This window comes from Cryobacterium sp. Hh11 (assembly GCF_004404045.1).
GTDB lineage: Bacteria > Actinomycetota > Actinomycetes > Actinomycetales > Microbacteriaceae > Cryobacterium > Cryobacterium levicorallinum.
On sequence record NZ_SOHF01000006.1, the window covers coordinates 1 to 21,798 of the forward strand.

Here is a 21,798-nt window from a genome sequence, read left to right on the forward strand (position 1 = left end):
CTTGAGCCGGTTGAGGGTCTTGCGCAGGTCGTCGCTGGCGTGGGTCGCGGGTTCGGTGATCCCCATGAGGGTGTGCTCCTGTTCGTAGGCGGATGCGAGGCTGGTTTTGTCTAAGACCAAGATACCCCTTAGGGTATCAGTGTATTCAAATATGGCAGCAAACGTTTCATGATGAAAAGTAAATGAGGGCTATTCGAATGCGTGACCAACACACCAGCAGGGACGAATCACCACGGCGTGCCCCTTGGCGCGGCAAGCTGGCCGGGCTCGGCGGGGACCTGCGTCGCTGGCCCTCTCGCCGCTGGTGGGTTGCTCTGGCGACGGCATTGTTTACGGTGGTCTTCATTGCCATCCCGACGGACTTGATTGACACGCCATTCTTTTCGCGACAGATCCCGCCGACCGCCTGGTCGTGGCCGGTGCTCATCCTCAGCGCGGTATTGACGGGCATGGTCACCGCCACCTATGTGGCGTACCCGGAAGGTGCCCCGCCCAGCAGGGCCGCCGGACGATTGGGCATGGCCGGTTGGCTGGTAACGTTCTTCGCGGTGGGATGCCCCGTCTGCAACAAATTGGTTCTCCTCGCTCTCGGCACAACCGGGGCGATGCAATTCTTCGAGCCGGTCCAGCCGTATCTGGCCGCCGCGTCGATCGTCTTGCTTGGCTGGGCTCTCTATGCGCGCATGACTCGAGAAAATTCTTGCGGTCTTCCCGCTCGGACCGCTGCCGAGACAGAGGCCCTTGATCGTGTTCTCTGACCTGCAAACTTGGTCGACTAGACGCTGGATGATCACGGCCGCCGTTGCAGCAGCCGCGTTCATGGCTTTTGCCACCGGCTACGCGCCCCGGGCGGACGACGCAGACGGCGCCCTGTGGTGGACGGTCGCGGCCACCACACTCGGAGCGAGCTTGATCGGCTTGATCGTTGCCAGTTATGTCGGAACCCCCATCGGCGCCGACGCAACTCTCTGCGACACACGGTGGCCGGCTCTGGGTCTGATCGCGCTGTATCTGACCACCGAAGTGCGCTCCCTCGACCCGATAGTGAGCGGTGCTGCGCGCCCGGTTCTGGCCGCCGCTGCCCTCGCCCTGTTGATCTGGGCCCTGCGCGAACGACTGGTCAGCGAACGCCGAGCCACCACCCGCCGCGAATCGTCAGAGTCCGCTGAGGGTGAGGTCTGCACTACCTGCACGCCCTTGTTCCCGCGCTCCCGGAAAGTCACCCCAGAGCCGATCACACTGCCACCCACTGCACGCACCGGTCAGGATACCCAGCTATGAAGAAAGCACTCNTATGAAGAAAGCACTCACCGGCATCACAATCGCCGTGGCGGCACTGCTCAGCATGGCCGCCTGCGCAAGCCCCGCGCCAGCGCCCTCCATCGCTGTCACCTCCAGTACGGTCATCATCGATGTGCGCACCGCACCAGAGTATGTCGGTGGACACCTTCAGGACGCCATCAATATTGACGTGCAATCCCCGGACTTCGACACGCTGATCGCGGCGTTGCCAATCGACGGGGACTACATCATCTACTGCGCCACCGGAAACCGATCGGCTGCAGCAGTCACCCGAATGGCCAACCTCGGGTTGACCACGCTGACCGATGCTGGCGGCATCACGGACGCGTCCGCCGCCACCGGACTGGCCATCATCGTCGACAAATAAGTTCCCTATGCCCGCACTTGCTTTATACCCCACGGGGTATACTGGAGACTTCAGCTCGACCAACTAAGGAGTCACTATGTGCAGTCCCATGCGATGCGACAATTGCGGAAAAATCACTTGGACCGGATGCGGCATGCACGTCGATGAGGTTATGGCCGACGTCCCAACGAGTCAGCAGTGCACCTGCGCCACCCACCCGAACTCCTAACCACCCGCGGGCGTCGCGAAGTTCTTCACTACCAAAAGATCGTGTCGATCTCGAAACTTGCGAATACGACGCCCGCCTACGGTTCGCTGCCGCCACTTACGGGGTTCCCCTGTGAAACGAGGAGTGAGGCCAGCCCTGACTCTGCGACTGGGCCCGAACCCGTGTCGCTCAAGGTTCCGCTTGCGGTCGTTTTTCTGACGGCCGTGATGCCTCGCAGCGATGCAACCGCGGCTTTCTTGTCAGCAGCCGATCGCGGACTGCGAGAATCAGTACATGACCTCCATCGATTACGCGGCGATGCTCGTTGGGCGGGAAAAGGGTCTCGAAGGGATCACGCTGGAGTGGAACCTCATCATCGTCTATTACGCGGCTCGTGAGGCCCTCAGCATCTTTCGTTCGAACGGGGACAGCTCATGATGACCTGGTGGGACGTCGCTCTGAGCGTGCTCGGCGGATTGCTGGTGCTGTGGCTGGCCCTTGTTCTGGTTCTCTGGATCGAGCAACGCCGGCATCCTGGCGGTGCTTCACTTCGTGATCTCCTGCGCCTCGCGCCCGACGTCGCCCGGCTACTCAAACGCCTCGCCGCCGATCGAACCGTGTTGATCGGCGTTCGAATCTGGATCGCGGTGCTTTTGCTCTACTTGCTGTCGCCGATCGATCTCATTCCGGATTTCATACCCGTTCTCGGTTACGCCGACGACGCCATCGTTGTCGCGATCGCTCTACGATTCGCGACTCGTCGAGCAGGCAGCGATGCGGTAAGGAGACATTGGCCAGGAACACCCGAAGGGCTCTCAGCCGTGCTAAGACTGGCTGGCTTGCAACCCTCGCCGTAATGCTCGCGTTCACTGAACGATCCGAAACCGTCGGGCGGGCGTCCCGTTGAATCCGCCCACCCCCTACGGACAGGTGCGAGGTACGCAGTCCGCCAACATCAGAGGCCGCGATAGACGCTGCTGCGGTGGGCTACCCGTAAAGCGAGAACCACGAGTTCAGCGTCTTTGATCGTGTAAACAACGCGATACTCGCCGACGCGGATTCGCCACAGATTTGGATACCCAACAAGAGGGCGAACACCGCTCGGACGCGGGTCGGTGCCCAACGCGTTGATGGCCTTGATGACACGGCGCACCACCGGCTTGTCGAGCTTGGCTAACTCCTTGAGCGCTTTCGGGTCATATTCAACAGCGAACGACCCAGGCGCACTCACAGCCCCAGTGCCAAGGCCACCTCATCAGCCGAGACAGCCTTGGTGCGGCCGGCGTCGAGATCGGCCAATCGCTCCAACGCGATCCGACCGTCCTCGCTGTCAAGCATCGCCTCGTACCGGTCAACGAACTCGGCTGGCACGATCGCAGCAGCCCGCTGCCGCCCTCGCCCGCGCGTAACATACGTGATCTCACCACCGAACGCAGCCCGGTTCACGGCATCGGAAAAGTGATCCCGCGCCTGGCTGACAGAAAGCTCCGTGTCTGCACTCATATCTCCAGTATGCGCCAGGAACGCCAACTTAGCCACATATCAAGGACCCGAGACAATTGCCGCAAGGGGAACGCCCTACGGGACGAGCTCTTTGAAGCGAGGTCGGCTTCTCGCGCATCTCACGAATTGCTGCCGATGAAGAAGAGGGCTCGGGTCGATCCATAACGCCATCAAAGGAAACGGGCGCAAGATGGGGGTCCCGTGACTAAAGCGCCATCAATAGGATGGGGCCAACGCAATAAGATCACCAGGCGTCTTATCCCGGTCATTTCTGCATTGTCTGTCGCCGCGGATTTCCGCAGTGCTATCCCCGGCGCGCGCGCCGTGAAAATACCATCTGTTGCTCCGGTGGGTTTGGTTGCGGCCGAAATCCGATGCGTGTCGCTTTAGAGATCACGATTTGAAAGTTGGCTTGTCGGTAGCGTCAGGCCTGCACGTCTCCGCGCCATCCACCGTCGTCTGTTCCCTTCGCCTCGATGAATTCTTTGAAGTTTGCGAGGTCTTTTTTGATGGCGTGATTGTCTGCGCCGAGAGCGGCTCCGGCCTTCTCGAGCAGCCCTTTCGCCTCCCAATCAAGTTGGACCGTCACGCGCGTCTCGTTCTCGGCTAGCTTGTGGAACGTGACAACTCCCGCATGATCAACTTCGCCGCCGGTACTGTTCCAGGCGACACGCTCGTCGGGGTGTTGCTCCGTTATCTGCGCCTCAAAATTGCGCTCCACGCCGCCGATCTTGACCTTCCACTCGGTGAGAGTGTCGGTCACCTGAGTGATGGATTCAACAAAACTTAGGAACTTCGGAAACTCCTCGAATTTTGTCCACTGGTTATAAGCGACGGTAACTGGAACGTTGACGTCGACAGTCTCGATGACGTTGGGCATGATGACCTCCTAGTGCGAAGCAACGGGTTGAAGAGTATTTGTAACCGCTTTCACAGTACTGAAGGTTGGCGCGAGGTCAACCCGCTAAAAAAACTGAGGAACGGAGAGGCACTTGCCTGCGGAGCCCCAGCCCCAGCCGCGTCGACACGCACATTCGCGAACGCTCGTTTGCGTGTGCCTCCAGCGGATTGATCGGTTTGGACGTGTCGATCTCTCACGCTCATCGAGCGATAACCGCAACGCCGACCGAGGCCTCGTCGCCCGGGGTTGCACGCCACCCGATTGCTTGAGCCACAGACAGGCAGTGGACCTGGATATCCCGGCCAGTGCTGCGGACTTTCGCAGCGACGTTCCCGACGCACGGGCTGTGAAGAATGCCATCCGTTGATCCGGTGGCTTGGGTTTCCGTCCCACTTTCACTCCTCCTACGAAGCACATTAGGAGGCCGCGCGGCCACACCGTTGCATTGACCGCTTGAAACTGTCGGCACTATTGGCCCTGTTTTGGCCCGGCGTTAACATCAGATTGATCGCTCATCTTGCATCCCCCAACTGGTTAAGCCCCACTGCATTACTGTCAATACAACATCTAGTTCCCATCTTGCAAGTGACAGAGCAGGTCAAGGTCATCAGGCAGCTAGATTCTGGCACAGGGTCAGGTGCCGCCCGGAAGCCGAACCCTCTACGGGACGAGCAGGGAACGTCAGTTGAGACACCGATCAGTGACTCAGCAGCTTTGCTGGTCGTAACGCAGTTGACTACCTGCTGCTCTATCTCTGCGTCGGCTATCGCTCACTCGGGGAAAGCATCGAGGGCGGCCGTGAGCTGTTCCGCAGGTGGGAGCATCGCACGATCCTCGCTAGTGAGCTGGTCGTAGGTATAAGCGGCAACGGCCATGGGGGAAGTGGAGCGTCCGAGTGCGTAACGAACGGTGTGATCGTTCTTGCTGCCGCAAATGAGGATTCCGACGGTTGGTGCATGGACCTGGCGCCGCAACTTGTCATCGACCAACGCGACATAGAAATTCAGCTTCCCGGCGAACTCAGGTTGGAATTTCCCAGTTTTGAGCTCGATGACGAAGTAGCGGAGCTGCTCGACATGGAAGAACAAGAGATCGAGGTAAAAGTCGTCTCCGTCCACTTCCAGATGCACTTGACGTCCAACGAAGGCGAAACCGGGACCCAATTCCCTCAGTGTCTCCACAATGCGGTCCATGAGAGCCTGTTCCAGGTCTCGTTCGGCTACCTCGCCGGAGAGTCCCAAAAACTCAAAGGCGTACGGGTCCTTGGCTACTTGTTGCGCCAGTTCTGAGTCCGCGGCGGCTAAATGCTTCGTAAAGTTGGACGGGGCCGTCCCGGTGCGCTCCATCGAGCGGTTCATCATCATGTTCAGCAGCACGTTGCGGGACCAGCCGAATTCTACGGCTGCGGCCGCGTACCAGTCACGCTCTGGATGTGTTTCTGCCTTGTCCAGAATGGTGCGGATATGTCCCCACGGCAATTGCGCCACAAGCTGTGGCACATTTGGTCCAGAGCCCCAAGCGCTGGCCATGGTCCGCATGTACTGCAGGTTGCGCTGGGAAAATCCCTTCATCTGAGGAAACTCCGCACGCAGGTCCTCGGCCAAGCGACGAATGACACCGGCACCCCATCCTTGGCTTTCCTGATGCTCCAGTATTTGCTGACCAATACCCCAGTACAGATCGATCAGTTCCGAGTTGACCCTGCGCTGAGCAGTAATCCTGGCTTCACGTACCCGATTCTTCAGCGCTGCCAAGACCTCGGCATAGTCGTAGGGAAGAGTAGAAAGATCACCAGAAGCCATCCACCAAGATTACCCAAACACTCCTCGAGCAGAGCGTTGCCTCCCTCCTGTCAGTGTCGGGAATCTTCTACGTCCATCGGCCGCCGTCCGTCCGTAAGGGGAACCCTGAGTGGAACTATACGAGGTCCCGGCCGTGGATCTCAAACGCTTCGGCTCGTCGGCAAGTGTTCAGCTAGCGTGGGCATTATGACGCGCGTGTGGTTGACGGAATGGGAATGGGCGTGCTGCGGCGAGCCTTTTGCCGTCGGCGATGAGGTCGACTTCGGTATCGATACGCGAACGCCGTACCCTGCTGTCGCTGACATGCTCGGAATGGAGCTTGTCGCCACGGTGGACGCGATGGAGTCGCACCATGAAGAGGAGTTCACCGATCGTGTGCGCGGCAGGGTCGTCGCGGTACAAGCGGTCACGCAGGACGTCGTCCAGCGTCGGTCGCTCCGTCGGCCCGGCCACGGCGCCCCGCCGGCATCGATCAACGCATCAGACGGCGACGAGGGGGCGATGACTGGCCGCTCTTTCGACAAGGGGGCGTTCCTCGCAACATCACCCTCGCGATACATGATCGAGGTCGAGCCAGTTCCGAACACAGCGATGTTGACCCCGGCTCAGGGCGTTCGGTTGCGCATCGATGACGACGTTGAACCGCTTCCCGAGGTCGGAGAGTTGGCCGGTCCACCACCCGAGCAGCGCCGACGTTCCCTAGAGGGCTGGCTCGTCGACGTCCAGGAACACGCATAAGGTGTCCGCTCGCGGAACGTCCTACGGAATCGCGTGCTAGATGCCCCCTCGGGTGGATTTGTTGGGGTCGCGGGGCACAATTCCTATCGCGGTCCAGAAGCTTTCCCGCAGCCACTGCGCCGCACCGTAGACACGGAAATTGCCGACGCGGTCAGGACCGCGGTAGCGTTTTCACGTCGACCGAGTTCCGGGAGCTGGTGACCAGCCTCTGGTTACGCTCCTCGATGGGCCGCCCGGCGTGTTGGCACAACAGTTTAGCCGAAAGCTTTTCTCGATGCTAGAGAACGAACGCGTTTACCGCACCGCATACGCGACGAAATCACAAGCCCGCAGCGATGTCATCCGGTATGTACATAACAGCCGACGCCGGCACTCCGCGCCGGGTTACCGCCGGCTTTAGTGACGTCCACTATGGTTATCAACAGCCAACATTGGCAACGCAGAAGAATTCATTAGTTCCGCTGTCCGAAATGTCCGCAGCAACTCACGTGGGCAGACAAGGGGGGCCGTCGCCGTGCCGACGTCTTCAGGTTGCCGCATCAGTAACGGATGGGTGTGATGAGCAACGAACTTGGTAAACTCGTAGACCGAGGAGATATCGACGGCGCCCTCCTTGCAGCGAGAGGGCTAACCCCTGAAAGAGTTCGGGAACTTCTCTTCAGCGGCGCCGGTTTCATGACGAATTCAGCACCCTACGGAGAATTCATCTCTCGCTGGCACACCTCACTGACGAGCGCGTACTTACGTGCTGAAGCCGCTGACTGGTTCGCCCAGGCGTACCTCACGGAAATCGCCGACGTTCCAGGCGCTGAGCAGACGGGTGCTGCGATGTCCACCGAGTCTAAGAAGGGCGTCATAAGGTATTTGGCGGAATCTATCGGCGGGAGGGACGTCGAAGACTGGGCTACGAGCCCGGAACGTCCTATCACTCAGCAGCAACTGGGCAGCTGGAAGGCAGTAGCCCAGCAACTTCGGGAGATAACGCTTCCCTAAGGTGTTCGTCCCGTGGACCCCGGGTACTGAGGGCGCAACGCTGCCTGGCCTTCCCAGCTGCACGACCTGACCCTGCCACCGCATCGTCTCGCAAGCCGGACGTCGAGGGCGACAGATCCGGGGCGAAACTACCTGGCAGCCGAGTTCGCCGACGTTGTGTCACAGGGGAACCCCCTGCGGGACGACACCCTTGGTCGGCAGATGGCTCGTATGGCACACGAGAATAGCCCTTCCTGGTGCGCGGGTCCACCGGGTGCTCGGTCTGCTGCTCATGATCGAACTGAAATCATGGGTGTCAGGTCGGCTCGAAGCTCGGAAATAGAATGCGAGCATTATCAACACCGCACTTCATCGACGACTTCCCTTAATGGCCGTCGGAATCGCCGTGGTGTTGTGGTCGACGAGCTTTGGAATCAGCAGTGAGGTTTTGAAAACGGCGTCACCCGCCGTGCTCTCGGTCGGCCGGTTCGCGATCGGCCTGATCGTTCTCGTGCCCCTCGCCGCACGTCGGCCGCTTTTCGCGCGTACCCTCCGCGATCCGCGAACGATTTTGCTCGGGTTCCTGGGGGTTGCGATTTATTACTCGCTGACCAACATCGGTCTTGAGTTCACTACTCCTGGCACGGCCGCTCTCAGCAACGCGGCGCTCCCTGCACTGACCGCCCTGCTCGGTCTGTTCATCCTGAAGGAGCGCCTGCCTCCCCGCACGATTGTAGGACTCGTGCTCGCGACCGCGGGCGTCGTCATCGTGGCGGGTGCGGGCCTCACTGTGGATAGCGGCGTGCTGCTCTGCCTTATCGGCTTGGCCAGCTACGCACTCTATACAGTGCTTCTCCGTAAGGGTGTCCGCGCCGAGCCCCAAGAACGGGCGGCCGGCGGCCGACAGACGGCCGAGTCCGTTGATCCGCTCGTGCTGGCGACGGCGACCGCCGTGTGGGGAACGGCGATCATGCTCCCCTGGCTCATCGCAGAGATGGCGGTCGGCGCGGCCGCCATCCCGAGCGGATGGGGAGGTCTCGGGGGTCTGCTGGTCCTCGGTGTCGTAATCACCGCGCCGACTCTCGTGCTGTTCAACTACGGCGCTGAACGCCTTCCCGCTGCAGCCACCGGCGTGCTCACCGCAGCAATTCCGGCACTCGGCTATCTCTTCGCCCTGGTACTTGGGGAACCATTCGACGCGATGACCGCACTCGGCGGCGCAGTCGCGCTCGTCGGCGTCGCCATCGCCTCGGTCACAGCTCCCTCGACCGACTCGAGTCCGGCCGGTTCAGGCTTACCCCCACACGAGGACGTGGCCGCCGGCACTTCTGCAGTCGACTGATCACAGAGCAGGCGCCAGTCAGGGGCGCAGTGCGGCACCGAGCAGTCACCAACGCCGCCGCAAGGCGCTCAACTCCACATGCCAAACCAGGCGCGCACCCGCATGCCCCTAAGGCCGACCTCGACCAGGACGGAACAACCCGCGGTCGTGTTCCGCGGAGGGCCATATGAAGGCTAGGACCTTCATTCCCGTAAGCCCCGCCCGAGAAAATGCCCGGTGAAGGGAGGCTAACCGGGGCAGAAATATCGCCGCTAATTCGTTGCCCGGGGCTTCGGGACCGTCGAGCTGCGTCGCTGCCTCGCGCTGGACGGCGTGGTCGCCAGGGTCGAGGTTGGGGCCGATCCAGATGCCGCGGGCGTCGAGGCAGGGGTACGAGACCAACCGTGGGTGTTCGGTGCGGACGAGCCGTCTGTCGGCTTCGCGGGTGATGGCGCGATGGGCGTCGGAAGTGCAGAAGTACGCGACCCGGTCGACGTTTTCGTGCACGAGGCGGTAGCCGTGGTTGGTCACGATCTTCTGGTACCGCTGCCACGACTCCAGGGGTCCTGACATGGACGTCTTAGGTCGATTTATTCTGTCGTAACTCAGAGCCGTTCTTTGATGGCGTATCGCAGGATTAGGCCGGTGCCCGGATAGCGGGTCTGAGTTTCTGTGAGACTCGAGCAGAGCTCGCTGACGGCGGCGGTTTCGCGTTGGGTGGGCATCGGGTCCAGCGTGATGGTCAGTTGGCACTGCTCTGCGCCGACAAGACACCCGACCAGATCCTGTTTGGCAACGGTCTGTCGCACCAGCGCACGCCGTCGACTCGGGACGGCTGGCTGCTCTACGCCCTCAAACGTGCCCGGGAGGTCGATCCGACCTTCCCACGCGTCACGCCCCACGCCCTCCGGCACACCACCGCGAGCCTGGCCGTGTCCGCCGGCACGAACGTCAAAGCGCTGCAGCGGATGCTCGACCACGCCTCGGCCGCGATGACCCTCGACGTGTACGCGGACCTCTTCGACGACGATCTGGACAGCGTCGCAGTGGCCCTCGATCAGGCCCGGATGATTTCAAGTGTGGGCAAACGGGGCACCTGAAGCACCCGTTACCAAGTTAAAACCGAGATCAGCGTAGATATATTCGTGGTGCCCCCACTGGGACTTGAACCCAGACTGTGACGATTTTAAGTCGTCTGCCTCTGCCAATTGGGCTATGGGGGCGTGCCCGGTAACGGGCGGGTCAAGCATAGGTGCTGCCGAGCGATGCGATCGCCCGGCAGCACCTATCGAAACAGCTACTTTGAAGCGGATGCCTCGGCGGCCGCCTTCTGCGCAGCGGGTGCCGTGGTGGCCGAAGCAGCCTCGGCTGCAGCAGCCTTGACCGTGGGCTTGCGCGGCGCACGGGGCGCACGGGGGGCCGCCGGAGCCTTGGCCGTGGGGGCTGCAGCAGGTGCCGGCGGCTTGGGACGCGAAACGAACTCTTCGAACACGGCACGCGGGTTCTCGGTGGCGCTCAACGACACCACGTCGCGGCCGAGGAAAACGTTGTTGACCCAGCCCCAGACGACACGCAGCTTGCGCTCCCAGCTCGGCATGGCGAGGCCGTGGTAGCCACGGTGGGCGAACCAGGCCGGCATGCCCGTGATGGCCAGGTTGCCGCTCTGGAAGACACCGACTCCAACGCCAAGGCCGGCAACGGCGCCCAAGTTCTTGTGGAAGTACTGCACCGGTGCCTCGTCGCGCAGCACGGCAACGATGTTCTTGGCGAGCAGCTTGCCCTGGCGCACAGCGTGCTGGGCGTTCGGCACGCAGTTGCCGCCGACGCCGCCACCACTCAGGTCGGGGACACAGCTCACATCGCCGGCGCCCCAGGCGTCGGCGATGATGTCGTCTTCGGTTCCGACGCGCAGGTCGGCACGAACCTGCAGGCGACCGCGCTCTTCGATAGGAAGGTCGGTGTGGCGCACGATCGTCGGGTTGGCCATGACGCCGGCGGTCCAGACGATGAGGTCGGTTTCGAAGGTCTCTCCGGTGGAGAGCTCGATCTTTCCGTCGACCGCGCTGGTCAGCTGGGTGTCGAGGTGAATCTGGGCGCCGCGACCGGCGAGGTTGTCGATGACCCAGAGGCTTGTCTTGAGCGAGACCTCGGGCATGATGCGGCCCATGGCTTCGATGAGGTGAAAGTTGGTGTCCTCGAAGCTGATCTCGGGGTACAGGGTGAGCAGCGAGGTCGCGAACGAGCGCAGCTCGGCAAACACCTCGATGCCGGCGAAACCGCCACCGACCACAACGAACGTGAGCAGGCGCTCACGCTCGGGGCCGGCCGGAAGGGCTGCCGCCGTGTCGAAGTTGGTCAGAACGCGGTCGCGAATGGCGACGGCTTCTTCGATGGTCTTGAGTCCGATGGCCTGGTCGGCGACGCCCGGAATCGGGAACGTGCGCGACACCGCACCGGCGGTGACCACGATAATGTCGTACTTGAACTCGTACGGCTCGCCGGTCGGCGGGGTGATCGTGGCGGTCTTTTCGGCGTGGTTCACGTACGTGACCTTGGCGGAGATGACGTTGGTCTTCTTGAGGTGGCGACGGTGCGACACGACCGCGTGACGCGGTTCGATGGATCCGGCAGCGACCTCCGGCAGGAAGGGCTGGTACGTCATGTAGGGCAGCGGGTCGACCATGGTGACCTCGGCTTCACCGGATCGTAGCCACTTCTCGAGCTTCCACGCCGTGTAAAAACCGGCGTAGCCGCCACCAACAATGAGAATTTTGGGCACGATGAGAAGGCCTCCTACAGGATTATGATTGTGCGAAATCTTTGGGGTTGCGCCGAATTCGCTTGATGTACCGAGTGGCCCCAATGCCCACCAGCGTTACTAGGATACCAAACCCTACGAGTACAGCGAGCGGCAGACTGATATAGGTCAGTGTCAGCTGGTTCGGGAGCCACGCCGTGAGCACATTCTGCACCGGCAGCGCCGGGTCTTCATCGACCGCAGCCGGAGCCTCCGCAACGGGAGTCTCGGTCGGAACCACGTCAATCTGAGCCCGCCGGTGCAGCGTGATCCACTCCGTGAGCAACTCGCTCGGAGTGGCCTCTGTCGCCGGAGCGACATAGCGGGTGACGGCGGCAGCGGCATCGATCAGGCCGTTGCCATAGATGGGGCTCGGCACGCTCCGCCCGTTGGCGTTCGCGGTCGCGATGACCCGGTTCATGACTCCCGCAGCGTCGAGCGTCGGATAGGCCGCCCGCACCAGGGCAACGAGCCCGGACACGATCGGCGTCGCGGCACTCGTGCCGTCCCACTGTACATAGGTCGAATCGGGCGTCACCCCGACGAGCTTCTCGCTCGGCGCAGCGACGGCAATGGTGATGCCTTGCGAGGAGGCATCGAAGCTCGCCGATTTTTCGCGGTCAACGCCGGCGACCGTCAGCACGCCGGGAATCGTCGCGGGCGCCCCGACTTCGGTGGTTCCGCTCCCCCGGTTGCCGGCGGCGGCCACAACGACGACATCATTTTCGAAGGCATAGAGAAATGCGTCATCCCAGCTCTCCGGCCAGTACAACGTATTGCGGGTGAGGGACATATTGATGACGTCCGCCCCATTGTCGACGGCCCAACGGATGCCCTGCGCGATCTGGTCGTCATTGCTCACGGCAGAACGACTGCTGCCAAACCCGACCGACACCGCCAAAATGGATGCCTCAGGCGCCACGCCGATCAGGCCGGTACCGTCGCCAGTGCCGCGTCCGGCCAGAAGCGAGGCGACCAGGGTGCCATGCTCGCCCTCATCATCATCGCCGGCGACCGGGGTTTGACCGTTTGCGGAGCCGAGCCCGGAGACATCCGTTCCCCCGATGACCGCGCCGGTCAGCTCGGCCACGTTGCCGTTGACTCCAGAGTCGATGACCGCGACCGTGACGCCGGCGCCGCGCGTGGTGTTCCACGCTTCGGTGAAGCCATAATCGGCGAGCCAATACTGCAGGTCGCGAATCTGATCGGCGTGCGCGGCGGGCGCGTCGAGCACGACGGAACCGGCCACGGTACCGCCGAACAGCGCCGTGGCCAGCGCGAGCCCGACGCCCGCGCTGACCCGACGAGCGCTGACCCGGTGCGTAGTCGTGGTCACGCCAGGGCCGCCCCGGATTCGTCGATCGGCGCCGCGGAGTAGTCCAGACACTCGCAGACCGTGGGCGACCAGGTGGCGCGTTCCAGCGCGAGGTCGCCGACCGGGTTGATGCCGGGTCCGGCCGCCAGCGAGTGGGCGGCCAGGGCGTGCAGGCATTTCACCCGGTTCGGCATGCCGCCGGAGGAGATGCCAGCGATTTCCGGCACGCTTCCGAGCTGGTCGCGGTCGAACAGAAAGCTCTCGTGGGCAGCCTGGTAGGCCGCGCGCACGTCCGCATCGTCGGCGAGCAGGTCGTTGTACTCGTTCATGACCTGGGTGGCTTCGAGGGACGAGATCGCTGCGGTGGCCGCGGGGTGGCAGAGGTAATACAGCGTGGGGAACGGGGTGCCGTCGGCGAGCCGCGGTGCGGTCGCCACGACGGTCGGCGCGCCGCAGACGCAGCGGGCGGCGATGCCGACGACGTTGCGGGCCGGTCGTCCGAGCTGGGCCGAGACGAGGTCGATGTCGGCCGCGGTGAACGGGTCGAACGGCGGCCGGGTCACGGTGCCACCGTTTCCGGTGTCGCCGGTGTCGCGGGTGTCGCGGGTGTTGATGTCGCGGGTGCTCCGGCTTGCGGGGCGAGGCCGGCGGTCATGGTGGAGGCGAACAAGGAACCCAGCCAATCAATCTTGGTGCTTTGGATATTGGTACTCACCGGCGCGGCATCCGCTTCAAGCGGGGCGACGACCGGTAAATCGTTGATGACGAGAAAGCTGATGTCGCCGGGCAGTACGTAGAACAACCGCTCGCGCGCCTGGGTTGTGACGTAGGTGCGGTCGTTCCAGCGTTCACGCTGGCTGGTGAGGCGGTCGACCTCGTCCTGTTGATCGGCGACGGCCCTGCTCAACTGGCTGATCTGCTGCCGCTGCTCGGCGTAGGTACGCAGGCTCGGCGCGAGAATCACCACGGCGAGCACCAGAATCACCATCATCACCAACGAGAATCCCGAAAAGCGGATGCCGCGCAGCCAGCCGCCGGCGGGCGTTTCCGTCTCCGAGACCATGGGTGGCCGCTGGGCTGGTTCACGCTGTACTGGTTGACGGTGGGCTGTTTGCCGCTGGGCCTGCGGGCGCTTGCCCGGCTTGGACTGCGCCGGCTGGGGCTGGGACGGCATCTGCTGAGGTCGCTTCGGCGCCATCACAACTCCTTTCGCTGGTCGGTCGTGTCTGTCGGTAAAAAATGGTACCAAGGGAAAGCTGTGGGCCCCCGACCAACCGAAATATCGGTGGTCGAGGGCCCGATGATGCTAGTGCTGCTGAGTGCCTACTACGCGGTGAAGCGGAGGAACGCGGTGCGACCGGCGTAGACCGCGGCCTCGCCGAGTTCCTCTTCGATGCGCAGCAGCTGGTTGTACTTTGCGACGCGTTCGCTGCGGGCGGGGGCGCCGGTCTTGATCTGGCCGGCATCCGTTGCGACGGCGAGGTCGGCGATGAAGGTGTCCTCGGTCTCGCCGGAGCGGTGCGAGATGATCGCGGTGTAACCGGCGCGCTGGGCGAGGGAGACGGCATCCATTGTCTCGGTCAGGGTGCCGATCTGGTTGACCTTGACCAGAATGGAGTTCGCAGCCGCGAGGGAAAGGCCCTTGGCCAGGCGCACCGGGTTGGTCACGAACAGGTCGTCTCCGACGATCTGCACCTTGTCGCCGAGCGCAGCCGTGAGGTGCACGTAGCCGTCCCAATCGTCTTCTTCGAGCGGGTCTTCGAGCGAAACGAGCGGGTAGTCGGTGACGAGCTCAGCGTAGTAGGCGCTCATCTCTTCGGCCGAAAGCTTCTTGCCCTCGAAGTTGTAGCTGCCGTCCTTGAAGAATTCGCTCGCAGCGACGTCGAGGGCGAGGGCGATGTCCTTGCCGGGAACGTAACCGGCGTTTTTGATCGCTTCGACGATGAGGTCGAGCGCTGCCCGGTTGCTGGGCAGGTTGGGGGCGAAACCGCCCTCGTCGCCGAGGCCGGTGGAAAGGCCCTTGGACTGCAGCAGGGCCTTGAGCGAGTGGTAGGTCTCGACGCCCCAGCGCAGGGCCTCGCTGAACGACTCCGCACCGAGCGGAACGATCATGAATTCCTGGATGTCCACATCGTTGTCGGCGTGCGATCCGCCGTTGATGATGTTCATGAGTGGCACCGGGAGGGTGTGCGCGTTCGGGCCTCCGAGGTAGCGGAACAACGGCAGTCCGGCCGAGCTCGCGGCGGCCTTGGCCACGGCGAGGCTGACGCCGAGGATGGCGTTGGCGCCGAGGCGCTCCTTGTTGTCGGTACCGTCGGCTTCGATCAGAACGAGGTCGACGATGCGCTGGTCGGTCGCGTCGATGTCTTCGACCGCGGGGCCGAGGTCGTCGATGACGGCTTCGACGGCCTTGAGCACGCCCTTGCCCTGGTAACGGGCCTTGTCGCCGTCGCGCAGCTCATAAGCCTCGAACACGCCGGTGGACGCGCCGGACGGCACCGCGGCACGACTGACCGTTCCATCGCCGAGCAAAACCTCGACTTCGATGGTCGGGTTGCCTCGCGAGTCGAGAATTTCGCGTGCGTCTACTGCCTCAATTAGGGCCACAACTGTCTCCTGTTTTGTCGGGATTGACGCCTGGTCGGGCGCCGGGGTACTGGTCGGAATAAAGGTAGGGGTGTGCCGGACGCTTTTAATGAACTCAGCCCAGGCGAATTCAGTCTAACCAAACCCGTCGGCCGTTCGCCGAACCGCAGAGCTGCCTGGTCGGGCGCGGGTGGCCTGGTCAGACGCCGAGCGGTTTGAAGTCGAGGTCGCCGGCCGTCTGAGTCTCGGCGGTCACGAACGCGAACCTCCCGTAGCCGGCCTCGCCGGCCCGGTCGAGCAGCGCCTTGAGGTTCTTGGTGCGGCGTTCGAGGCGGACACGCAGGCCGTCGGCGACCAGGTCGCGCTTGAGAGCGACCAGTCGGGCCGGATCGGCCTCTTTGTCGTGCACGAGCACGACCGCCAGATCAGCGGATGCGGCATCCGCTTCAAGCAGGTCGACGATGCGTTCAAAGCCGATCGAGAATCCGCAGGCGGGCACGTCGGTGCCGAGGAACCGGCCGATCATGCCGTCATAGCGGCCGCCGCCGCCGAGGGAATAGCCGAGGGAGGGGTGCGAGATCTCGAAGATGGTGCCAGTGTAATAGCCCATGCCGCGCACCAGGGTGGGGTCGAAGACCAGGTCGACGCCGGGGAGGGCGGCGCGCAGGGCGGCGAGGTCGGCGAAGGCTTTCGGGTCGAGCCAAGCCGGCGCAGCGCCGTCGAACAAGCCGTCGCCCAGGGCCCAGCCGCCGGTGCCAAGCTCGGTGAGCAGCGCGGCGAGGCCCGGCGCATCGATGCCGAGGGCACCGAGTTCGGCCGCAACACCGTCGACGCCGATCTTGTCGAGCTTGTCGATCACGATCAGCGCCCGCTCGGTCAGCTCGGCGGCGACGCCCCAGTGGGCGAGCAGGGCGCTGAGGATGCGGCGGTCGTTGATGCGAATGGAGCAGCCCTCGAGGCCGAGCCGATCGAGCGTCGCGGCCGTGGCGGTGATCAGTTCGATCTCGGCGAGCGCGCCGGCCTCACCGATGATGTCGATGTCGCACTGCATGAACTGGCGGTAGCGGCCCTTCTGCGGCCGTTCGGCCCGCCAGACCGGTGCGATCTGAATCGACCGGAACACGGTCGGCAGGCTCGCACGGTGAGTGGCGTAAAACCGGGCGAGGGGCACTGTCAGGTCGAACCGCAGGCCCAGGTCGGCCAGCGACAGAAGGTCATCCTGCTCGGCCGCCGCCGCAACATCCGCGGGGCTGAGCCCGCGCTTGAGCACCGCGAAGGCGAGTTTCTCGTTGTCGCCGCCGAGCCCGGAGTGCAGGCGGGCGGAGTCTTCCATGACCGGGGTTTCGATCTCGTCAAAGCCGTGCGCACGAAAACTCTCGCGAATAATGCCGAGCGAGCGTTCGCGGAGAGCCTTGTCGGCGGGGAGAAAATCGCGCATGCCGCGCGGCGGGGTCACTGCAATAGCCATGGGGTAATTCTCTCAGCATGCCGTGGACGCGATTCACCGCCCGCTCCTGAAATTGGCCGCGCCCTAGACTCGGGGAAACAAGTGGGGGTGTGAATGTCGGTCGCGACTTTTTCCGGCGGAGTGGACGTGACGTCGAGCGGCGTCGCGGTGACCGGGGTCAGTCGGTCATTTGGCAGTGTGCTGGCGGTGGTGGATGCGTCGCTCGTTGTGCCGGCCGGGTCGGTGACGGCGTTGATCGGACCGAACGGCGCGGGCAAGACGACACTGCTGCTCATGCTCGCCACGTTGCTCACACCGTCGACGGGCAGTATCCGCATCAACGGGCACGACCCGGTCACCGAACCGGAACGGGTGCGCGCCGTCACGGGCTGGATGCCGGACGCCTTGGGATCCTGGCCGAGCCTCTCCGCCCGTGCCGCCCTGCAGACCACCGGGCGCATGTACCGAATGACCCGCGAGCAGGCCGCCGTGCGCGCCGACGAACTGATCGCGCTGACCGACCTCGGTGATTTTGCCGATCGACCCTCGCGGGTACTGTCCCGCGGTCAGAAACAACGCCTGAGCCTGGCGCGGGCGCTCGTGCACTCCCCGGGCGTGCTGCTGCTCGACGAACCGGCGTCCGGTCTCGACCCGGCCGCGCGCGCATCATTGCGCCAGCTGCTGCGTCGCCTGGCCGGCGACGGCACCGCGATTTTGGTGTCGAGTCACGTCCTCGCCGAACTCGACGAGATGGCGGATGCCGCGGTGTACCTCGCCGCCGGACGCACGGCGAGCCCGGAGCAGGTGGCCGCAGCGGGCGCGAGTGCCAGATCCTGGCGCATCCGTTCCCTGGATGAGGTGGCGCTGGAACGTGCCCTCGCCACTCCCGGAGTGGTCGACGCGCTCGTCACGGTGCGCGGCGTCGACCAGCTCGGCACTTTGGTGCAGGTGGAGAACGAGGCCTCGGCGGCCGCGCTGCTGCACAATCTGGTACTTAGCGGGGTTCCGGTCTGCGATTTCGGACCGGCCGTCAGCAACCTCGAACACACCTTTCAGGACCTCACCCGGTCGACCGGTGGGGAGGCGACGAAATGACCCACTCACGGGTGTTCTTCTCCGGGCTCTGGCTCATCGTCACCCTCGAACTGCGTCAGCGCGTGCGCGGAGCCTCGTGGTACGTATTGCTCGGCGTCTTCATGCTGCTCGTCGGCGTGGTCACGTTTCTGCTCTGGCTAGCGACCTCGGCCTGGCTATCCGGCGGCGGCGGCGTGTTCTCCACCATCATCTTCTTCGTGCTGCTGCTCGGCACGCTGGTCTCTCCGGCGCTGTCGGGCAATGCCATCAACGGCGATCGGGATGCCGGCACCCTCGCCACGACGCAGGTCACGCTGATCAGCACCGGGCAACTCGTGCTCGGCAAGTTTCTAGCCGCCTGGATCACGGCCCTCGCCTTTCTCGCGGCGGCGCTGCCGTTTCTCATCTTTGCGGTCGTGCTCGGGGAAGTCTCGTTCGGCACCATCGCCGTGTCGGTGCTCGTGCTCGCGGCCGAGCTCGGCGTCATTGCGGCCGTCGGAGTCGGACTCTCCGGCATTCTGACCCGGCCGCTGTTTTCGATCGTGCTGACCTATCTGGTCGTCGCGGCGCTCAGCCTCGGCACCCTCATCGCGTTCGCGCTGCTCGGCACCGCCACCCAACAGCAGGCGACGAATGTGAACTACTACGTGGTGTCGTCGACGTTCGACGAGGCCACCGGCGAGCAGTCGGACATCGTCTGTTCCACGGCCGAGACGACGACCCAAAACGTGCCGCGCTTCGACTACTTCTGGTGGATTCTCGCCGCGAACCCTTACGTGGTGGTCGCGGATGCCGCCCCCGGCAGCTTCAACGACGCCGGCTACCCGACCGACCTGTTCGGCCAGATCGCCGTCGGCGTGCGCAGCGCCCAGTCGCCGCCGGAGTTGTACACGGAGTTCAACGGCTGCGACGAAGCCGCCCAGAGCAGCTTCAGTGACAGTGGCGCCTTTTCCGGTGAGGCCTTCGACCGGGGGCCGACCGCACAGCAGACCTACGACGGCGCGGTGCCGAGCTGGTTCATCGGCCTCGCCATGCACCTGCTGCTCGGCGCGGGCGCCCTGCTCTGGGCGTGGCGCCGCACCCGCACCCCGGCAACGCATCTCCCCGCCGGCAGCCGCATCGCCTAACCCTCTGTTCTGATCCGCGTTAGGAGGGGAGGGCGATTATTCCGGCGTCGAAGGACTCGTCCAGCGGAGCGCCGGGCGCCTGGACTCCCTCGGCTCCGCGAATCTCGCCCTGCAGGTCGCGCACGGCGGCGCGCAGCGCGCGCTCGGCGTCAAGGCCCTGGGCCCGAGCGGATGCCACGATCGCCAGCAGCAGCGGGCCCAGATCGGCTTCGGATTCAATCGGAAGCGGGAAGCCGGCATCCGCTTCGATCAGGCCGATCTTTTCGGCCCGACCCAGCACCTTGTCGGCGAGGGCGAGGGCCGGCATACCACCCGGAATTCCGTCGAGCACGCTGGTGCGGCCCGGCTTCTCCTCGGCTTTAAAACCGTCCCAGGCAGCCGAGACCTCCGCCGCGGTGTCGAGGGTGACATCGCCGAACACGTGCGGGTGTCGCCCGACCATTTTCTCGGTCAGGCGGGCAGCGACATCCTGAATGTCGAAGTTCTCCTCCGGCGTGTGCGCGGCCAGGTCGGCGTGGAACAGCACCTGATAGAGCACATCGCCGAGTTCCTCGAGCAGGTCGTCGCGGCTGCCGTCCTCGATGGCCTCGATCAGCTCGTGCGTCTCTTCGACCAGGTGCCGCACCAGCGAGACGTGGGTCTGGTCGGCGTCCCACGCGCAGCCGCCGGGCCCGCGCAGCCGCGCGACGGTGACGATCAGGGTGTCGAGAGGGCTGGGTTGCATCGTTGTCTGCCGAGCGGATGCCGTATCCCGGTCATTTTCGTCGGCCGGCGGAGTCGGTCGGGTAGCGTTGGCACCGGACACAGAGCCGGAGGAAAACACGGGGTTGGTCATGGTCGGCACTCCTGGATCGGTTCCATCGTCCCTCCATCGTAGGCGGGCCACCGATGATCGCTCAGGTACGTCGTGTATTCTGGTCGACGGTGAGCCGGGAAGTCTGGTCGGCACATGTATGTTCGCGCCCGAAAGACCAGAGGAATTTTAATGACCGAACCATCCAACCTGCCAGCTTCGAAGGCCACCCCGTCGACCGCCACCGTGCTTCGCCGCGGCAGCCACAACGAATTCGTGCGGATTTCTCGCATTCTGCGGAAGGAAACCGTCGGAGGCGCCATTCTGCTCGCCGCGACCGTGGCCGCGCTGATCATGGCCAACTCCGGCTTCTCCGACGCCTACTACGCCTTTCGCGACTACAAGATCGGCTACGCCCCCTGGCACCTCGAGCTGAGCCTCGGCGCCTGGGCGGCCGACGGGTTTCTCGCCATCTTCTTCTTCCTCGCCGGACTCGAACTCAAACGCGAATTTGTCGCTGGGGACCTGCGGAGCGTGAGCCGGGCCATCGTGCCGGTGGCGGCCGCCGTCGGCGGAGTGATCATTCCCGCGCTCATCTATGTGCTGATCAACCTCGAAACCGGGGCTGAGACGCTGCGCGGCTGGGCGATTCCCACCGCGACCGACATCGCCTTCGCCCTCGCCGTGCTCGCCGTGATCGGGTCGAAGCTGCCGGCCGCGCTGCGCATTTTTCTGCTGACCCTCGCTGTCGTTGACGACCTGCTCGCCATCGCCATCATCGCTTTCTTCTACACGACGGACATGAATGTTCCGCTGCTGCTGCTCGCCATCGTGCCCCTCGCCCTGTTCTGGGTGATCACCCACCGGTTCTCCTACTTCTTCAAGAACAAGGCGTGGGCAGCCTGGGTCATTTTGCTGCCGCTCGGTTTCATCGCCTGGGCGCTCGTGCACGGCTCCGGTGTGCACGCCACCGTCGCCGGTGTGCTCCTCGGCTTCGCGGTGCCGGTCTTGCGCAGCAAGCGCAGCGGCGGCCCCGACGCCGGGCCCGGTCTGGCCGAGGTGCTCGAGCACCGCATTCGCCCGCTGTCGAGCGGTTTCGCGATTCCGGTGTTCGCGTTCTTCTCCGCCGGCGTCACCCTCGGCGGCGCCGAGGGTCTGTACCAGGCCATCACCGACCCGGTAGCTGTCGGCATCGTCGTCGCTCTCGTGGTCGGCAAGCCGATCGGGGTGTTGCTGGCCACCTTCATCGTGACCAAAACCACCAAGGCAACCCTCGACCCCGACCTGGCCTGGATCGACGTCATCGGCGTGTCCCTGCTGGCCGGCGTCGGCTTCACCGTGTCCCTGCTGATCAGCGAGCTCGCCTTCGGCCAGGGCAGCCCGCACGACGATCACGCCAAGGTCGCCATCCTGGTCGGTTCGCTGCTCGCCGCCCTGCTGGCCACCGCGATCCTGCGCTCCCGCAACCGTCACTACGGTCGCATTGCCGATAAGGAAGCCATCGACAGCGACAGCGACGGCATCCCGGATGTGTACCAGACGGAACAGCCGTCGAAGGGCTAAGCA

Annotated in this window: 23 protein-coding genes, 1 tRNA gene and 2 pseudogenes; 13 read left to right on the forward strand and 13 right to left on the reverse strand. The window is 64.0% G+C overall.

Annotated features, from left to right (window positions below; translation table 11 throughout):
• Nucleotides 1-197 precede the first annotated feature (197 nt).
• From E3T46_RS01655 to E3T46_RS01670, 5 genes are all read left to right on the forward strand, one after another.
• On the forward strand, nucleotides 198-758 hold the full coding sequence (locus E3T46_RS01655) for a hypothetical protein (RefSeq protein ID WP_241980399.1): 561 nt from the start codon (nucleotides 198-200) through the stop codon (nucleotides 756-758).
• A 28-nt stretch (nucleotides 759-786) separates the two neighbouring features.
• A complete protein-coding gene (locus E3T46_RS01660; protein ID WP_134577220.1) occupies nucleotides 787-1,281 on the forward strand; it encodes a hypothetical protein in 495 nt (164 codons plus the stop codon).
• Between the two features lie 13 nt (nucleotides 1,282-1,294).
• The gene (locus E3T46_RS01665) at nucleotides 1,295-1,669 is read left to right on the forward strand and encodes a rhodanese-like domain-containing protein (protein ID WP_134577221.1); all 375 of its coding nucleotides are present in this window, start codon (nucleotides 1,295-1,297) and stop codon (nucleotides 1,667-1,669) included.
• Nucleotides 1,670-2,150: 481 nt separating this feature from the next.
• Nucleotides 2,151-2,294 (forward strand): hypothetical protein, encoded by a 144-nt coding sequence (locus E3T46_RS17715; RefSeq protein ID WP_166790150.1) that lies wholly within the window; start codon nucleotides 2,151-2,153, stop codon nucleotides 2,292-2,294.
• Entirely contained in the window at nucleotides 2,291-2,713 is a 423-nt protein-coding gene (locus E3T46_RS01670) for a YkvA family protein (RefSeq protein WP_347232595.1), read from the forward strand. Before E3T46_RS17715 ends, E3T46_RS01670 begins: the two co-directional genes overlap by 4 nt.
• A gap of 98 nt (nucleotides 2,714-2,811) precedes the next feature.
• Here E3T46_RS01670 and E3T46_RS01675 read toward each other — a convergent pair whose 3' ends face one another.
• The 4 genes from E3T46_RS01675 to E3T46_RS01690 all read right to left on the reverse strand — a co-directional run bounded on the left by E3T46_RS01675 (nucleotide 2,812) and on the right by E3T46_RS01690 (nucleotide 6,062).
• Nucleotides 2,812-3,087: a type II toxin-antitoxin system RelE/ParE family toxin gene (locus tag E3T46_RS01675; protein ID WP_134577222.1), complete on the reverse strand. Its 276-nt coding sequence runs from the start codon at nucleotides 3,085-3,087 to the stop codon at nucleotides 2,812-2,814.
• Entirely contained in the window at nucleotides 3,084-3,359 is a 276-nt protein-coding gene (locus tag E3T46_RS01680) for an antitoxin of toxin-antitoxin stability system (protein ID WP_134577223.1), read from the reverse strand. The genes E3T46_RS01675 and E3T46_RS01680 overlap by 4 nt, the downstream gene beginning before the upstream one ends.
• Before the next feature lie 424 nt (nucleotides 3,360-3,783).
• Nucleotides 3,784-4,239: an SRPBCC family protein gene (locus E3T46_RS01685; RefSeq protein WP_134473103.1), complete on the reverse strand. Its 456-nt coding sequence runs from the start codon at nucleotides 4,237-4,239 to the stop codon at nucleotides 3,784-3,786.
• 791 nt (nucleotides 4,240-5,030) lie between these two features.
• Nucleotides 5,031-6,062, reverse strand: coding sequence for a PDDEXK nuclease domain-containing protein (locus tag E3T46_RS01690; RefSeq protein WP_134577224.1), 1,032 nt, complete (start codon nucleotides 6,060-6,062; stop codon nucleotides 5,031-5,033).
• Nucleotides 6,063-6,248: 186 nt separating this feature from the next.
• On the opposite strand from E3T46_RS01690, the gene E3T46_RS01695 reads away from it, so the two are divergent.
• The 4 genes and pseudogenes from E3T46_RS01695 to E3T46_RS01705 all read left to right on the forward strand — a co-directional run bounded on the left by E3T46_RS01695 (nucleotide 6,249) and on the right by E3T46_RS01705 (nucleotide 9,114).
• On the forward strand, nucleotides 6,249-6,800 hold the full coding sequence (locus E3T46_RS01695; RefSeq protein WP_134577225.1) for a DUF6578 domain-containing protein: 552 nt from the start codon (nucleotides 6,249-6,251) through the stop codon (nucleotides 6,798-6,800).
• Between the two features lie 155 nt (nucleotides 6,801-6,955).
• A pseudogene (locus E3T46_RS18320) lies at nucleotides 6,956-7,225 on the forward strand (IS3 family transposase); the annotation flags it as partial.
• A 133-nt stretch (nucleotides 7,226-7,358) separates the two neighbouring features.
• A complete protein-coding gene (locus E3T46_RS01700; RefSeq protein ID WP_134577226.1) occupies nucleotides 7,359-7,793 on the forward strand; it encodes a hypothetical protein in 435 nt (144 codons plus the stop codon).
• A gap of 367 nt (nucleotides 7,794-8,160) precedes the next feature.
• Nucleotides 8,161-9,114 (forward strand): DMT family transporter, encoded by a 954-nt coding sequence (locus tag E3T46_RS01705; RefSeq protein ID WP_134577227.1) that lies wholly within the window; start codon nucleotides 8,161-8,163, stop codon nucleotides 9,112-9,114.
• A 108-nt stretch (nucleotides 9,115-9,222) separates the two neighbouring features.
• Here E3T46_RS01705 and E3T46_RS01710 read toward each other — a convergent pair whose 3' ends face one another.
• A complete protein-coding gene (locus E3T46_RS01710; RefSeq protein WP_134577228.1) occupies nucleotides 9,223-9,666 on the reverse strand; it encodes a hypothetical protein in 444 nt (147 codons plus the stop codon).
• A gap of 194 nt (nucleotides 9,667-9,860) precedes the next feature.
• Between E3T46_RS01710 and E3T46_RS17720 the strand changes: the two are divergent.
• Nucleotides 9,861-10,193: pseudogene (locus tag E3T46_RS17720) on the forward strand (tyrosine-type recombinase/integrase); the annotation flags it as partial.
• Between the two features lie 46 nt (nucleotides 10,194-10,239).
• Here the strand turns inward: E3T46_RS17720 and E3T46_RS01720 are convergent.
• The 7 genes from E3T46_RS01720 to hisS all read right to left on the reverse strand — a co-directional run bounded on the left by E3T46_RS01720 (nucleotide 10,240) and on the right by hisS (nucleotide 17,259).
• A tRNA-Leu gene (locus tag E3T46_RS01720) sits at nucleotides 10,240-10,316 on the reverse strand.
• 74 nt (nucleotides 10,317-10,390) lie between these two features.
• On the reverse strand, nucleotides 10,391-11,872 hold the full coding sequence (locus tag E3T46_RS01725) for an FAD-dependent oxidoreductase (protein WP_134577230.1): 1,482 nt from the start codon (nucleotides 11,870-11,872) through the stop codon (nucleotides 10,391-10,393).
• 22 nt (nucleotides 11,873-11,894) lie between these two features.
• Nucleotides 11,895-13,226: a S8 family serine peptidase gene (locus E3T46_RS01730; protein WP_134577231.1), complete on the reverse strand. Its 1,332-nt coding sequence runs from the start codon at nucleotides 13,224-13,226 to the stop codon at nucleotides 11,895-11,897.
• A complete protein-coding gene (locus E3T46_RS01735; protein WP_134577232.1) occupies nucleotides 13,223-13,768 on the reverse strand; it encodes a DUF501 domain-containing protein in 546 nt (181 codons plus the stop codon). The genes E3T46_RS01730 and E3T46_RS01735 overlap by 4 nt, the downstream gene beginning before the upstream one ends.
• The gene (locus E3T46_RS01740; protein WP_241980400.1) at nucleotides 13,765-14,403 is read right to left on the reverse strand and encodes a septum formation initiator family protein; all 639 of its coding nucleotides are present in this window, start codon (nucleotides 14,401-14,403) and stop codon (nucleotides 13,765-13,767) included. Before E3T46_RS01740 ends, E3T46_RS01735 begins: the two co-directional genes overlap by 4 nt.
• A 128-nt stretch (nucleotides 14,404-14,531) precedes the next feature.
• Nucleotides 14,532-15,812: a phosphopyruvate hydratase gene (gene eno / locus E3T46_RS01745; protein ID WP_134577233.1), complete on the reverse strand. Its 1,281-nt coding sequence runs from the start codon at nucleotides 15,810-15,812 to the stop codon at nucleotides 14,532-14,534.
• A 178-nt stretch (nucleotides 15,813-15,990) separates the two neighbouring features.
• Nucleotides 15,991-17,259, reverse strand: coding sequence for a histidine--tRNA ligase (gene hisS, locus E3T46_RS01750; RefSeq protein WP_134577234.1), 1,269 nt, complete (start codon nucleotides 17,257-17,259; stop codon nucleotides 15,991-15,993).
• A gap of 93 nt (nucleotides 17,260-17,352) precedes the next feature.
• On the opposite strand from hisS, the gene E3T46_RS01755 reads away from it, so the two are divergent.
• Both E3T46_RS01755 and E3T46_RS01760 read left to right on the forward strand, forming a co-directional pair.
• Nucleotides 17,353-18,333 carry an ABC transporter ATP-binding protein gene (locus E3T46_RS01755; protein WP_174845363.1) on the forward strand — a complete coding sequence of 327 codons (981 nt, stop codon included), beginning with the start codon at nucleotides 17,353-17,355 and terminating at the stop codon, nucleotides 18,331-18,333.
• Entirely contained in the window at nucleotides 18,330-19,439 is a 1,110-nt protein-coding gene (locus E3T46_RS01760; protein WP_241980401.1) for an ABC transporter permease, read from the forward strand. Before E3T46_RS01755 ends, E3T46_RS01760 begins: the two co-directional genes overlap by 4 nt.
• 19 nt (nucleotides 19,440-19,458) lie before the next feature.
• On the opposite strand, the gene E3T46_RS01765 is transcribed toward E3T46_RS01760, so the two are convergent.
• Nucleotides 19,459-20,274 (reverse strand): MazG family protein, encoded by an 816-nt coding sequence (locus tag E3T46_RS01765; protein WP_347232596.1) that lies wholly within the window; start codon nucleotides 20,272-20,274, stop codon nucleotides 19,459-19,461.
• 150 nt (nucleotides 20,275-20,424) lie between these two features.
• Between E3T46_RS01765 and nhaA the strand changes: the two genes are divergently transcribed.
• Nucleotides 20,425-21,795: a Na+/H+ antiporter NhaA gene (gene nhaA / locus E3T46_RS01770; RefSeq protein ID WP_134479412.1), complete on the forward strand. Its 1,371-nt coding sequence runs from the start codon at nucleotides 20,425-20,427 to the stop codon at nucleotides 21,793-21,795.
• Nucleotides 21,796-21,798: the final 3 nt, after the last annotated feature.

Excerpts from the sequence above, each read along its gene's own strand:
- E3T46_RS01690 (WP_134577224.1), bottom strand. The coding sequence starts at position 6,062 with ATGGCTTCTGGTGATCTTTCTACTCTTCCCTACGACTATGCCGAGGTC.
- E3T46_RS01765 (WP_347232596.1), bottom strand. The coding sequence starts at position 20,274 with ATGACCAACCCCGTGTTTTCCTCCGGCTCTGTGTCCGGTGCCAACGCT.
- E3T46_RS01740 (WP_241980400.1), bottom strand. The coding sequence starts at position 14,403 with ATGGCGCCGAAGCGACCTCAGCAGATGCCGTCCCAGCCCCAGCCGGCG.
- E3T46_RS01655 (WP_241980399.1), top strand. The coding sequence starts at position 198 with ATGCGTGACCAACACACCAGCAGGGACGAATCACCACGGCGTGCCCCT.
- E3T46_RS01685 (WP_134473103.1), bottom strand. The coding sequence starts at position 4,239 with ATGCCCAACGTCATCGAGACTGTCGACGTCAACGTTCCAGTTACCGTC.
- E3T46_RS01670 (WP_347232595.1), top strand. The coding sequence starts at position 2,291 with ATGATGACCTGGTGGGACGTCGCTCTGAGCGTGCTCGGCGGATTGCTG.
- E3T46_RS17715 (WP_166790150.1), top strand. The coding sequence starts at position 2,151 with ATGACCTCCATCGATTACGCGGCGATGCTCGTTGGGCGGGAAAAGGGT.
- E3T46_RS01760 (WP_241980401.1), top strand. The coding sequence starts at position 18,330 with ATGACCCACTCACGGGTGTTCTTCTCCGGGCTCTGGCTCATCGTCACC.
- E3T46_RS01665 (WP_134577221.1), top strand. The coding sequence starts at position 1,295 with ATGAAGAAAGCACTCACCGGCATCACAATCGCCGTGGCGGCACTGCTC.
- hisS (WP_134577234.1), bottom strand. The coding sequence starts at position 17,259 with ATGGCTATTGCAGTGACCCCGCCGCGCGGCATGCGCGATTTTCTCCCC.
- E3T46_RS01755 (WP_174845363.1), top strand. The coding sequence starts at position 17,353 with ATGTCGGTCGCGACTTTTTCCGGCGGAGTGGACGTGACGTCGAGCGGC.
- E3T46_RS01710 (WP_134577228.1), bottom strand. The coding sequence starts at position 9,666 with ATGTCAGGACCCCTGGAGTCGTGGCAGCGGTACCAGAAGATCGTGACC.
- E3T46_RS01705 (WP_134577227.1), top strand. The coding sequence starts at position 8,161 with ATGGCCGTCGGAATCGCCGTGGTGTTGTGGTCGACGAGCTTTGGAATC.
- E3T46_RS01680 (WP_134577223.1), bottom strand. The coding sequence starts at position 3,359 with ATGAGTGCAGACACGGAGCTTTCTGTCAGCCAGGCGCGGGATCACTTT.
- E3T46_RS01695 (WP_134577225.1), top strand. The coding sequence starts at position 6,249 with ATGACGCGCGTGTGGTTGACGGAATGGGAATGGGCGTGCTGCGGCGAG.
- nhaA (WP_134479412.1), top strand. The coding sequence starts at position 20,425 with ATGACCGAACCATCCAACCTGCCAGCTTCGAAGGCCACCCCGTCGACC.
- E3T46_RS01700 (WP_134577226.1), top strand. The coding sequence starts at position 7,359 with ATGAGCAACGAACTTGGTAAACTCGTAGACCGAGGAGATATCGACGGC.
- E3T46_RS01660 (WP_134577220.1), top strand. The coding sequence starts at position 787 with ATGATCACGGCCGCCGTTGCAGCAGCCGCGTTCATGGCTTTTGCCACC.